General features: G+C 70.1%; 12 protein-coding genes. 8 read left to right on the plus strand and 4 right to left on the minus strand.

Annotation, left to right across the window (positions count from 1 at the left end; translation table 11 throughout):
- The first annotated feature begins 50 nt into the window (after nt 1–50).
- The 7 genes from ACG2DA_RS18325 (at nt 51) to ACG2DA_RS18355 (ending at nt 6,756) form a co-directional block, all read left to right on the plus strand.
- A complete protein-coding gene (locus ACG2DA_RS18325; RefSeq protein WP_395257489.1) occupies nt 51–707 on the plus strand; it encodes a hypothetical protein in 657 nt (218 codons plus the stop codon).
- 69 nt (nt 708–776) lie between these two features.
- Nucleotides 777–1,442, plus strand: a complete 666-nt coding sequence (atpH, locus tag ACG2DA_RS18330) for an ATP synthase F1 subunit delta (RefSeq protein ID WP_395257491.1) — start codon at nt 777–779, stop codon at nt 1,440–1,442.
- A complete protein-coding gene (gene atpA / locus ACG2DA_RS18335; RefSeq protein ID WP_395257493.1) occupies nt 1,393–2,973 on the plus strand; it encodes a F0F1 ATP synthase subunit alpha in 1,581 nt (526 codons plus the stop codon). Before atpH ends, atpA begins: the two co-directional genes overlap by 50 nt.
- Before the next feature lie 55 nt (nt 2,974–3,028).
- Nucleotides 3,029–3,922 (plus strand): ATP synthase F1 subunit gamma, encoded by an 894-nt coding sequence (gene atpG / locus ACG2DA_RS18340; protein WP_395257495.1) that lies wholly within the window; start codon nt 3,029–3,031, stop codon nt 3,920–3,922.
- Nucleotides 3,923–4,006: 84 nt separating this feature from the next.
- The gene (gene atpD, locus ACG2DA_RS18345; RefSeq protein WP_395257497.1) at nt 4,007–5,479 is read left to right on the plus strand and encodes a F0F1 ATP synthase subunit beta; all 1,473 of its coding nucleotides are present in this window, start codon (nt 4,007–4,009) and stop codon (nt 5,477–5,479) included.
- Nucleotides 5,480–5,598: 119 nt separating this feature from the next.
- Entirely contained in the window at nt 5,599–6,021 is a 423-nt protein-coding gene (locus tag ACG2DA_RS18350) for a FoF1 ATP synthase subunit delta/epsilon (protein ID WP_395257499.1), read from the plus strand.
- 195 nt (nt 6,022–6,216) lie between these two features.
- On the plus strand, nt 6,217–6,756 hold the full coding sequence (locus tag ACG2DA_RS18355; protein WP_395257501.1) for a hypothetical protein: 540 nt from the start codon (nt 6,217–6,219) through the stop codon (nt 6,754–6,756).
- 37 nt (nt 6,757–6,793) lie between these two features.
- Here the strand turns inward: ACG2DA_RS18355 and ACG2DA_RS18360 are convergent, their stop codons facing one another.
- Together ACG2DA_RS18360 and ACG2DA_RS18365 are read right to left on the minus strand one after the other, a co-directional pair.
- Nucleotides 6,794–7,555 (minus strand): SDR family oxidoreductase, encoded by a 762-nt coding sequence (locus ACG2DA_RS18360; protein ID WP_395257503.1) that lies wholly within the window; start codon nt 7,553–7,555, stop codon nt 6,794–6,796.
- A 91-nt stretch (nt 7,556–7,646) separates the two neighbouring features.
- A complete protein-coding gene (locus ACG2DA_RS18365; protein ID WP_395257505.1) occupies nt 7,647–8,501 on the minus strand; it encodes an ABC transporter permease in 855 nt (284 codons plus the stop codon).
- Between the two features lie 285 nt (nt 8,502–8,786).
- Here ACG2DA_RS18365 and ACG2DA_RS18370 point away from each other — a divergent pair, with 285 nt between their 5' ends.
- Nucleotides 8,787–10,184: a hypothetical protein gene (locus ACG2DA_RS18370; protein ID WP_395257507.1), complete on the plus strand. Its 1,398-nt coding sequence runs from the start codon at nt 8,787–8,789 to the stop codon at nt 10,182–10,184.
- Nucleotides 10,185–10,297: 113 nt separating this feature from the next.
- Here ACG2DA_RS18370 and ACG2DA_RS18375 read toward each other — a convergent pair whose 3' ends face one another.
- Together ACG2DA_RS18375 and ACG2DA_RS18380 are read right to left on the minus strand one after the other, a co-directional pair.
- Nucleotides 10,298–11,674, minus strand: a complete 1,377-nt coding sequence (locus tag ACG2DA_RS18375; RefSeq protein WP_395257509.1) for an erythromycin esterase family protein — start codon at nt 11,672–11,674, stop codon at nt 10,298–10,300.
- Between the two features lie 117 nt (nt 11,675–11,791).
- Nucleotides 11,792–12,019: FAD:protein FMN transferase (locus tag ACG2DA_RS18380; protein WP_395257511.1), on the minus strand; the 228-nt coding region annotated here is incomplete at its 5' end.

The raw sequence follows: 12,019 nt of genomic DNA on the forward strand, positions 1-12,019 counted from the left end.
GGCCGCGTCCGTCCCGTCTCCCCTCGCACCGTCCCGCACCGCCTCCCCCGATGGCCGTCCGCCTCCTCGCCTGCCTCGCCCTCGCGTCTTTCGCCGTCCCCGCGACGGCGCAGGACGACTTGCTCGCCGAGGCGGAGCGCTTTGGAGAGGAGAACACGGGCGGCGTCGTCGAGGAGCACGCCGGGGAGGGCCACGGCGAGCACCCGGAAGGGCTGCCCGTCGAACCGCGGGCGGACCTCGCCCTGTGGAGCGGGATCGTCTTCCTGCTGTTCGTCGGCGTGCTGACCGCCATGGCCTGGAAGCCGGCGGCCGCAGGCCTGGACAAGCGGGAGGAACGGATCCGCAGCGACCTCGCCGCCGCGGAAAAGCACCGGGTGGAGAGCGAGCGGCTGATGTCGCAGCACTCCGCCGAGATGGCGAAGGCCCAGGACCAGGTGAAGGAGATCCTCGCCGAGGCCCGCCGCGACGCGGAGGTCGCCAAGGCGAACATCCTCGCCGAGGCCCAGGCCGCCGCGAAGACGGAGCGGGAGCGGGCCCTGCACGACATCGAGCAGGCCAAGGACCAGGCGATGGCGGAGCTGTTCGCCGGGTTCAACGATCAACTCGCCGCCGCCACGGAGCAGGTGCTCGGCAAGAGCCTGACCGACGAGACCCAGCAACGGCTGATCGACCAGTCGATCGCCGAGTTTCGCGGCTCCCGGGCCTGACCCGTCACTGGGCCTGAACTGCCCCGCCCCGAACCAGCCCGCCCCGCCGCGAACCGCCGCCACGCTCCCTTGAACGACGCCTCCGCCGAACCGCAGTTGGCCGAACTGGCCCAGGCCGCCCGTCACAAGAGCGTGATGGAGGACCCGTCCTCCACGGCGATCGCCCGCACCTACGCGGACGCGTTCCTGCGGGCGTCCGGCGACGCGGTGGACGACGTGCTGGAGGAGTTCACCAGCTTTCAGGACGACGTGCTGACGCCGAACCCGGCGTTCGAACGGATGCTGCTCGGCTCCGCGACGAGCACGGACGAGAAGCTCGGCCTGATCGAGCGGGCGGTCGCCCCGCACGCCTCGACCACGTTCGCCAACTTCCTGCGGGTGCTGGCGCGGCACGGCCGGCTGGAACTGTTCCCCCAGATCCTCGGCGAAGCCCACGTCGCCCGGGAGGCGGAGCTCGGCAAGCAGCGGGTGACCGTCATCACCGCCCAGCCGCTGTCCGCCGAGGACCTGAGGCGGGTCGAGTCCGAACTGGACGCCGCGACCAGCTACACGCCGGTGGTTATCCCGGAGGTGGACCCGGCAATCCTCGGCGGCATGGTCATCCGCGTGGGCGACACCGTCTACGATTCTTCCCTCAAGGCCCGGTTGCGGCAGCTCCGCGGGCGTCTCAAAGCCAAAGCGACCCATGAAATTCAAAGCGGACGAGATCGCCTCCGTCATTCGGAAGGAGATTGAGGACTTCTCCGGGGCGGTCGAGACCGCCGAAGTCGGCCGCGTCCTCGAAGTCGGCGACGGCATCGCCCGCTGCCACGGCCTCTCCGGCGCCATGGCCGGCGAGATGGTCGAGTTCCAGTCCGGCGTCACCGGGCTGGTCTTCAACCTCGAGGAGCACAGCGTCGGCATCATCATCCTCGGCGACTACCTGTCGGTCGAGGAAGGCGAGACCGTTAAAACGACCGGCGAACTGCTGAGCGTGCCCGTCGGCGAGGCCCTGCTGGGCCGCGTCGTCGACCCGCTGGGCAACCCCCGCGACGGCGGCGGCGCCATCGTCACCAGTGACAGCCGTCCGCTGGAAACGGCCGCCCCCGGCGTGGTCGACCGCCAGCCGGTCACCGAGCCGATGCAGACCGGCATCAAGGCGATCGACGCCATGACGCCGATCGGCCGCGGCCAGCGCGAGCTGATCATCGGCGACCGGAAGACCGGCAAGTCCGCGATCGCGCTGGACACGATCATCAACCAGAAGGGCACGGGCGTGAAGTGCGTCTACGTCGCCTGCGGCCAGCGCGACAGCGCGGTCGCCGGCATCGTGGAGACGCTCCGCGAGCACGGCGCCCTGGACTACACCACCGTGGTCGTCGCCGGCGCCTCGGACCCGGCCCCGCTGCAGTACATCGCCCCCTACGCCGGGGCCGCGATGTGCGAGCACTTCATGTACAAGGGCGAAGCGACGCTCGTCGTCTACGACGACCTGTCGAAGCAGGCTCAGGCCTACCGTCAGCTCTCTCTGCTGATGCGGCGCCCGCCGGGCCGCGAGGCCTACCCGGGCGACGTGTTCTTCGCCCACAGCCGTCTGCTGGAGCGGGCCGCGAAGCTGTCCGACGAACGCGGCGGCGGCAGCATGACCGCCCTGCCGATCATCGAAACGCTCGAGGGCGAGGTCTCCGCCTACATCCCGACGAACGTGATCTCGATCACCGACGGGCAGATCTACCTGGAGCCGGACCTCTTCTACGCCTTCGTCCGTCCCGCCATTAACGTCGGCATCTCCGTGAGCCGGGTGGGCGGCAACGCCCAGACCAAGGCCATGAAGAAGGTCTCCGGCGGTCTGAAGCTGGACCTCGCCAACTTCCGGGCGCTGGAAGCCTTCGCCCAGATCGGCACCGACCTGGACAAGGCCACGCAGGCCCAGCTGGACCGCGGCGCCCGGATGGTCGAACTGCTCAAGCAGAAGCAGTACGAGCCGTACCCCGTCGAAGATCAGGTGATCAGCATCTACGCCGGCACCAAGGGCTACTTCGACCAGGTGCCCGTCGCCGACGTGACCGCCGTGGAGCAGGACCTGCTCCGGTTCATGAAGGACGAGAAGAGCGAGGTCTACTCCTCGCTGGACGGCGGCACGAACTGGGGCGACTCCGTCACCGGCCCGCTGGACGCCGCCCTGAAGGAGTTCTTCGACCGGGAGCGGATGAGCCGCGAAAAGGCCGCCCCGGCCGCCGCCTCCGCCCCGACGAGCAGCCCCGAGCCCGCCACGACCGCGGCCTGACCGCCGGTCCGTCGAGTCCTTCCGCCTTCCGCCCTCCCCCTTCCGCCGTCTTTAAGTGGCCAACGCCCGCGCGATCGTCAAGCGGCTCAAGTCCGTCAAGAACATCCGCAAGATCACGCGGACGATGGAGTTGATCGCCACCGCCCGGTTCAAGAAGGCCCAGGACCGGGCGACCGAGGCGGCGGCCTACACCCGCAAGATCGGCGAGGTGGTCGCGGACCTGGCCGAAGCCGGCGGGGAGATCTCCCACCCGCTGCTGAAAGAGCCGGAGAACGAGGCCCACGTCACCGTGCTGGTGCTCACCAGCAACCGCGGACTCTGCGGCGGCTTCAACGCCGGCGTGCTGCGGAAGGCGATGGCCCGCATCCGGGAAGTCCGCGCCCGGGCCGGCGTCGGACTAGACATTGAAGTCTCCGGCAAGCGGGGCATCAGCTACATGAAGTTCCAGGGGGTGACGCCCTCGGAAACCTTCACCCAGTTCGAAGACCAGCCGGCCTACGCCGACGTGGACGCCATCGCGGACCGCTACGTCCGCGAGTTCCTCAACGGCAACCTCGACCGCCTGGACGTGGCCTACCAGAAGTTCGTCTCCAGCGGTCGGCAGGAGCCGGTTGTGGAAACGCTGCTGCCCCTCTCCGGCCTCGCCGAGGGCGCCGGCGATCAGGCCGCCCCGACCGCCGACGGCCGGCAGGTGAACTACGAGTTCCTGCCGAACCCCAAGGACATTCTCGACGAGATCGTCCCCGCGGCTTTCAAGGCCCGGCTGTTCAAGTGCTTCCTGGACAGCGCCGTCAGCGAACAGATCGCCCGGATGGTCGCCATGAAGGGCGCCACGGAGAGCGCCGACGAGATGATCGGCGACCTCTCGCAGAAATATAACCGGGCCCGTCAGGCCCAAATCACCAACGAACTCGCCGAGGTCATCGGCGGCGCCGCGGCGCTGGAGTAACGCCCCCTCCGCCGCCCGCCCGGTCGCCGCCCGCGGCCGCCCCGTTTATCGTCCCGCACGCCCTCACCCCGCCGCCCCGCCCCCATGTCCGTCGCCGCTCCCGAAGTTCCGCAGACCTCCGCCGACAGCGCCCCGGCGACCGGCCGCATCACGCAGGTCATCGGCTCCACCTTCGATGCGGAGTTCCCGGAAGGTCAGCTCCCGGAGATCTATAACGCCTGCACGGTGAAGGCGACGAACCACGGCGTCGAGGTGAACGTCACCGGCGAGGTCCAGCAGCACCTCGGCGGCGACCGCGTCCGCTGCGTCGCCCTCGGCGGCACCGACGGAATGATCCGCGGGCAGGAGGTGATCGACACCGGCAAGCCGGTGACGGTGCCCGTCGGCAACGAAACGCTCTCCCGCGTGTTCAACCTGCTCGGCGAGCCGATCGACGGCCGCGGCCCGGTCGACGCCAAGGAAAGCTGGCCGATCCACCGCGATCCGCCGAAGCTCGACCAGCTCTCCCCGAAGACGGAAGTCTTCGTCACGGGCATCAAGGTCATCGACCTGCTGATCCCCTTCGTCCGCGGCGGCAAGGCCGGCCTGTTCGGCGGCGCCGGTCTGGGCAAGACGGTCATCCTGCAGGAGATGATCGCCCGCGTCGCCAAGGAGTTCGGCGGTTACTCCGTGTTCGCCGGCGTGGGCGAGCGGACCCGCGAGGGGAACGACCTCTGGCGGGAAATGCAGGAGACCGCGATGGGCTCCGGCGAGGGCTACGTGATCGACAACACCGTGATGGTGTTCGGTCAGATGAACGAGCCGCCGGGCGCCCGCCTCCGCGTCGCCCTGACGGGCCTGACCATGGCCGAATGGTTCCGCGACACCACCGGGAAGGACACCCTGTTCTTCGTGGACAACATCTTCCGGTTCAGCCAGGCCGGTTCCGAGGTGTCCGCTCTGCTGGGCCGGATGCCGTCGGCCGTGGGTTACCAGCCGACGCTGGGCACCGAGCAGGGCCAGCTCCAAGAGCGGATCGTCTCCACCAAGAACGGCGCCATCACCTCCGTGCAGGCCGTGTACGTCCCCGCGGACGACCCGACCGACCCGGCGCCGGCCACCGCCTTCGCCCACCTGGACGCCTTCATCTACCTGGACCGGAAGATCTCCGAGAAGGGCATCTACCCGGCCATCGACCCGCTGGCCTCCAACAGCCGAATCCTCGACCCGCAGGTCGTCGGCGAGCGGCACTTCAAGGTCGCCACCGAGGTGCAGCGGCTCCTCCAGCGCTACCGGGAACTGCAGGACATCATCGCGATCCTCGGGGTCGACGAGTTGTCCGAGGACGACAAGCAGACCGTCGCCCGGGCCCGCCGGATCGAACGGTTCTTCAGCCAGCCGTTCTTCGTCGCGGAAGTGTTCACCGGAAAGCCGGGCAACTACACCAGCTTGGACGACACGCTCCGCAGCTTCGAGGAGATCGTCGAGGGCAAGTGGGACCACCTGCCCGAGAGCGCCTTCATGTACGTCGGCAGCATCGACGAGGCCGCCGCCCAGGCGAAAAAGAGTGAGGGGTGATTTCTAGGGAGGGGTGATGAGGGAGGGGGAAGGGGTGGAGGACCAGTCCTCCTCCCTCCTCCCTCCTTCCCCCTCCCCAAGTTTGCGTCCGACCCGACCCTCTCCAGAACCGCCCGCCCGTGCCCCTGACCCTCTCCCTCGTCACCCCGGAAAAGACGCTGCTGACCGCGGCGGTGGACGGGGTGCGGTTGCCCCTCGCCGACGGGATGGCCGGCATCCTGCCGGGGCGGGCGCCGATGGTCGCGCGGCTCGGATACGGCCCGCTGATCGTGCGGGGGCTGGAAGGCGAAGCGGGCGAGAAGACCTGGTTCGTCGCCGGCGGGTTCGTGCAGGTCTCCCCCTCCAAGCCCGAGGACCCGGCGGACGGCGGGAACGTCGCCGTGCTGACCAACCGGGCGCTGCCCCCGGCGGAGATCGACGTCGCCGCCGCGAAGGCCGAACTGACCGAGGTGAACGCCCGCGTGCCCGCCACGCCGGAGGCCCGCACCCAGAAGGACCGCGATCAGGCCCGGCTGCGGGCGATGATCGCCTCCGCGGCCTAGGCGTTCCCTCAGCTCCGGAAGGCGGGCCCCCGCGGGTCGCTCCGGGTCGGGGGACCGGCACGACCGGCGCAGCGATTTGGCCGGAGCGCCGGCTTCGCGCGCGGCTCGTTGCCCCCCCGCCGGCCCCGGCCGCACAATGGGGAGTCGTCGCCCCTTCCGCGGCGTCCCGTTTCGTCCCCCTGCCCCGCCCGATCCGTGACCTCCCGCAGTTTCGCCCTGAGTTCGCTGGTCGCCGCGATCCCCGGGGCGGCGGTCGCCACGCTGATCGTGATGGCGATCCTCGAACACTCCGGCGAGATCTTCGCCTCGATCCCGCTGGCGGCCTCGCTGATCGTCGCCCTGATCTGCGGCGTGATCGTCACGCTGGCGCCGATCGTGCTCTTCTTCCGCGGCGGGAAGTCGGCGGCCGCGACCGCGGCGGCGTTCCCCGGGCCGGGCAGCGGGCAGGCATTCGTCGGCGAGGGCAGCAGCGACGAGTTCGGCGCCGCGGAGTCCTCCGCCATCCTCGCCGCGGCGGGCGCCTCCGACGAGATGATCCCCGCCGGGACCTCCGGCGAGATCCTTGTCGACGAGGAGGCGGACGCCCTCAGCGACGAGTTCGCAGCGGACGACGACTTCGGCGACAGCGGCGAATTCCTCGAAGCCGGCAGCGCGGAGTTCGACGCCGAGGACGAGGATTCGTTCTCCGACTTCGACGACGACGACAGCTTCTTCGATAAGCCGTCGCAGAAGTGACGTCGGACCGGCCCGGGGCGGCCAGTCGGGGCGCCGATCACCGCAACGTCATGCCGCCGTCGACGACGTAATCGCTGCCGGTCACGTAGCTGGCGTCGTCGGAGAGCAGGAAGCAGGCGACCGCGGCGACCTCCTCCGGCTCGCCGAAGCGGCCGAGGGGGACCTGCGATTTGATGCTCTCGACCATCTCCTTCTGCCGTTCGTCCGGCATGCCGGTGCGGTCGAAGAACTCGGTGCCGATCGGGCCGGGGCTCAGTTCGTTCACCCGCACCCCGCGGGGGGCCAGTTCCTGGGCGAGAACCCGGGAGACCGTTCGCGTCGCCCCCTTCGTGCTGTTGTAGAGCACGCCGCCCTCCATCCCGAGCCACTTCGCCACGGAGCCGGTGACCAGCAGGCTGCCGCCCTGCTTCACCAGCGGGGCGAGGGCCCGGGCGTGCAGGACCACGCCGCGGACGTTCACCGCGTACTGCCTGTCGAAGTCGTCAGCGGCGACCTCGGCCAGCGGCTTCATCACGCCGAAGCCGGCGTTGAGAAAGGCGCCGTCGAGCGTGCCGAACTCCGCCCGCGCCTTTTCCGCGAGGGCGGGCGCCGCGTCGGGATCGGCGGCGTCGTTTCGCAGGGTCAGCAGCCCGGGGATCGCCTCGGCGGCCGCCTTCAGCTTCTCCTCGTTCGTACCGGTGACCAGCACGCGGCCGCCCTCGGCGACGATCCGGGCGGCGGTCGCCCGGCCGATCCCGCCGGACCCGCCGGTGACGACGAACGACTGATCCTCAAAGCGACCGGGAAAGGTGCGGGACATCACGGGACCGCTGAGAAGAGACACGGGAGAGACGGCGAGATCGTAGCCCTCCCCCGGCGCCCGACGACGGCCCTCCCCCGGCAGTCCGGCCTCAGCTACTGGCGCTGCGATAGTTCCGCAGGCTGCGGCGGAAGACCCACCGGCTGACGATCAGCCCGCCCGCGGCGGCCAGCACGCTGCCGAGCACGAACGGCCATTCAAACGCCCCCTTCACCGCCACCCGGGCCGGGGTCGTGATGACCAGCAGGATCGGCACGCCGTAGGTGAACGCCGCCGACAGCAACGCCGCCGCCGGGCCGCCGGTCTGATAGATGTCCCGCGGGTAGCGGGCGAAGACGGTCACGTAGAACCAGAAGTCGTACAGCCCGGTGTTGCGGCCCATCGAGACGCTCGCCGCCGCCAGACAGATCATCAGGCTGTAGAAGAAGGCCGTCGCGCAGCCCACCAGCAACACGTACAGGGCGACCCGGCCCAGCCCGGGGGCGGTGAGGAACAGCGCGTCCCACAGGTCCAGCGAGGTGATCGAATAACTCAGCAGCCCGAGGGCCAGCGCCACCTGGCCGAGCTGGGCGACCTCCACCTTCTCGAAGGAAACGAGGAACTGCGTGTCGATCGGCTTGAGCAGGGCGAAGTCCAGCTTGCCGGTGCGGATCAGCTCGCTGAACGCGCTGAGGTTCGGCATGAAGAACGTTTCGACCAAGGCGTTCACCAGCAGCCCGGTCGCCATGAAGCCGAAGTACTCCGCCCGGCTCCAGTCCCCCACCCGGTCGACGGAGCCGTAGATGATCTCGAACAGCGTGACCTGGGCGGCGAAGTAGAAGGCCCGGGTCAGCAGCGTGATCAGGAAGTTTCCGCGGAACGTCATCTCGCGGACGAGACTGTTCCGCAGAAACGTCGACCAGACGCGGCGGTAGGACGGGCGAACGGGGGTCGGGGCGGCGGGCATTGGGCGGGAGTGTAGCGTCAGGGCCCCGGACGTCGGCTCCGCCGCACGGAGGGGCTGTCGCGGAACGACGCATCCATTTACCTTGTTGCGAGACCCCAGCATGAAATCCGCCGTCCCAGACCTTTCTCACCGCTCATGACCCTTCGCCGCCTGCGTCCGTCCGCCTCCATGACTTGTTGGCGGTCGACCGCGGCTCCCGTCGCTGCAGTTCTACTGGCTGTCGCGGTGACGGCCTCGCACGCATCCGCGCAAAGAGCGGCGCCCAGCTTTCCTAACTTCGAAGAGTTGGCGAATACGCCGCTGTTCCGCTTGGTCCGGATCAACCCCCACGAGGCGGCGGATGCGGAAGCCGTCGCTGCGGCCCGCGAGGCGGTCGCGAGCGTCAACTTGCCCGGAGGTATCATGGTGGACGACGCGACCGCCGTGGATCCTCTCACCCTACGGTTCAAGGCGAATGCCGCCGACACCGACCGCGTCCTCGCAGCCCTGCGTCGGGCCGGGATTCTGACAGAACGTCATACCGCCTCCGGCAGTCTTCGCAAGCCCGGCGGCAGAGCGGACGCGGCGGATCTGAAGCGGCGGGCGGATCGTGCCCGACGCTCCCTGCTCCGACTCGAGCAACAGAAGCCTGACGAGCGGCGGGACGGGGGGCCGTCCCCGGATATCATCCGATTCTTCCTCGACGCCCCCGTCGGCGATCGCGGCGACGCGGCCCGTGCCGCCGTCGCAGCCCTGCCCACGAAGTTCGGCGCCGCGCTCGACGCCCCCTCCCCAGAACACCGCACGCTAGTCGTCCGACTGACGGAAAGGCCGACGGATTTTGCGCAGTTTCGCCTGAAAAGGGATCGGGTGCGGATCGCATTGCTTGAAGCGGGCTTCTCAATCGACGCCAGCAGCAACGTGACGGAGAGCGGAAACGAAACGAATGGCCGCGACGACGAAGCGGAACCGGACCATCCAGCAGAGTCGCCAAGCCCCAAGGCGTCGGACGAGGACGCCGTGGGAGAAGCGAGGCCACGACTCCTCCTCCTCACCCTCAAGCTGCTGCCGGGAGTGGTCTCCCGCACCGGTCCAGAAAAGGCGGTGCGGGACGCGCTGCGGACGGTCGACCTGCCGGACGTGGAACTGCTGGTGGCGGACTGGCCCGGCCGCACGCTGGCGATCCGCTACACGGGGACGCGGACCGATGCCGGCAGCATCCTGATGGCGGTGCAACGCGCCGTTTTGGAACAGGATCGCGAGGCGACGATGAAGGGGGCGCAGGCCGCCGCCCAACAACTCATCCGAAACCGGCGGAGAGGGGGTCCGTCGGTGTTGGCGCTGCGATTGGAAAACGGCGAAGCCGCGGAGCGCTTCAAGGAGTTATCGTTTGAGAGTTCGCCGATCGCGGATCCCGAGGGTTTCCAGCCGCCCGCCGAAGAGGCGCGTACTGTCGTGTTGACCTTCACCACGCCGGTGCCGGGGCGGCCTGCCGCGAACACCGCCGTCATCCGCCGCGCCCTCCCAGACGCCGGGGTGAAGCTGGCGAAGCTCGCCGAGGCGGACTGGGAAGCGGGCCGCGTGACGGTTCAGTTCGTCGGCTACCCGTGGGGCGGGGACCGCATCGCCGACGCCTTCAAGGCCGCTGGCGCCCCCGTCGTCGAACACGCGACATCCCTCACGAATCAAGGCGGCGCTCCCTGACCCGAAGGCGTGGCGGTCGGCTGGCGAGCCCGGAGCGTAAGCCGAGGCGGTTCGACGTTGGCCGCGTCACCCGGCCTCGGCTTGCGCCTCGGGCTGCCGTCATCGGGCTGCCGTCACACGCCGCTGGGGAACGTCTCCGGCACCTCGTCCGGCTCGCCGACGGGTTCCGCGTGCAGGGGGCGGAGGGCGTGGGTGCGATCGACGTACAGGAAGGCGTCGTAGCGGGCGGCGAGGTCGGAGGGGACGTAGTTCCCCCGTTCGGACTCCGGCCGGTAGACCACGCCCACGGCCCGGTGCCCGCGGCGGTCGTGCAGCGGGGCGGCGTGCGGGTCGTCGTCGTCCGGGAAGATCAGCAGACGATCGTCGCCGTCGAACGTGTCGTGCATCAGGTCCTCCCAGGACGCCTCCCGGGCCTCGGGCAGCGGCATCCGTTCCATCTCGGCGCCCCACCGGCGGCCGGCGATCACCGAGCCGCGGCGGGAACCGAAGCCGACCAGGACGCATTCGTCCCGCCCGAAGCGGTCCCGGGCGAGCTGGCCGACGTTCACCATCCCGGACGCCGCCATGTTCGTCGCCCGGGCGTCGCCGATGTGCGTGTTGTGCTCCCAGACGATCGCCTTCGCCCGCCGGCCGCCGGGGGCGGGGTCGGAGTGGTGGTCGAGCAGCCGGGCGAGGGTGTCCGTCATGTGCCGGTCGCGGACGTTCCAGCTCTCCGGGCCGGGGCTGGTCATTGTGCGGTAGTACTCCTCCGCGTGCCGGGCGGCGAGGGCGTTCTGGACGGCGTCAAAGGCCCACTCCCCGTCCCGCAGGGTCGCCTCCCGGGTTTTGACGAGCAGGTCGAGGAGGGACTCCTCGCAGGAGTCCGGCGTCCAGGCGGTGCGGCGGGCGTAGCCCTGCTCGTCGCCGAACTCCGAGCCGAAGCAGGCGAACGCCTCCTCCGCCGCGTCCAGCGATTCGGGGGCGTACTCCGCCAGGTAATCGCGGATACGGGCGAGCGAGTCCCACAGGCTGTACACGTCCAGCCCGTAGAAGCCGACCCGTCGCTTCTCCGGACGGTCCGCGTTGATCTCCCGCAGGGCCTCCATCAATCCAACGACCTCCTCGTTGGCCCACATCCAGGTCGGCCAGCGGCGAAACGTCTTCAACACCTCCTCCGGCGGGCCGTCGATCTCGCCCCGGACGTAGCGGTTCACCTGGGCGCAGTCCGGCCAGTCGCCCTCGACGGCGACGAAGTCGAAGCCTTTCTCGCGGATCAGCCGCTCGGTGATCCGCCGACGCCAGAGGTAGTACTCGCTGGTGCCGTGGGAGGCCTCGCCCAGCAGCACGAAGGAGGCGTCGCCGATGCGGTCCAGCAGCGGGTCGAGGGCGGCGTCGGCCTCCTCCAGCGAGCCGTGCACCGAAGGCAGCGGCGTGGCGCAGGAGGCGAGGGCGGCCCGGACGTCGGCGACGTCGGGACGGTCGGCAACGAGACGGCGGCGGAGGGCGGACACGGCAAACGATCCTGCGGGGGTGCGGCGCATCGGCCATCCTCCAAGCCACCGGCCGCCCCGCCACGGGGCGGTCCGCCGCCGGCCCGCCCGGTCGCTCCCGACCGGCGGGTCGGCGGGCTACCCGCCGCCGAATTGCCGCTGGAACGCGGCGGTGGGAATTTCGCGGAACCCGTCGCCCTCCCGCACGATCAGCAGCCCGGCGACCCCGCGTTCCTCCAACAGCTTCGCCCCCTCGTCCGCCCCGAGGGCCATCACGGCCGTGGCGAGCCCGTCGGCCGTGGCGCAGTCGGCGGCGAGCACGGTGGCGCTTTCCAGGTTCGCTCCGTCCGGCGCCACCCGCACCGG

Source organism: Alienimonas sp. DA493 (assembly GCF_043951915.1).
Classification (GTDB): Bacteria; Planctomycetota; Planctomycetia; order Planctomycetales; family Planctomycetaceae; genus Alienimonas.

Bases quoted from the DNA above. Each gene is read 5' to 3' on its own strand.
- ACG2DA_RS18325 (WP_395257489.1), top strand. From the start codon at position 51: ATGGCCGTCCGCCTCCTCGCCTGCCTCGCCCTCGCGTCTTTCGCCGTC.
- atpA (WP_395257493.1), top strand. From the start codon at position 1,393: ATGAAATTCAAAGCGGACGAGATCGCCTCCGTCATTCGGAAGGAGATT.
- atpD (WP_395257497.1), top strand. From the start codon at position 4,007: ATGTCCGTCGCCGCTCCCGAAGTTCCGCAGACCTCCGCCGACAGCGCC.
- ACG2DA_RS18360 (WP_395257503.1), bottom strand. From the start codon at position 7,555: ATGTCCCGCACCTTTCCCGGTCGCTTTGAGGATCAGTCGTTCGTCGTC.
- ACG2DA_RS18365 (WP_395257505.1), bottom strand. From the start codon at position 8,501: ATGCCCGCCGCCCCGACCCCCGTTCGCCCGTCCTACCGCCGCGTCTGG.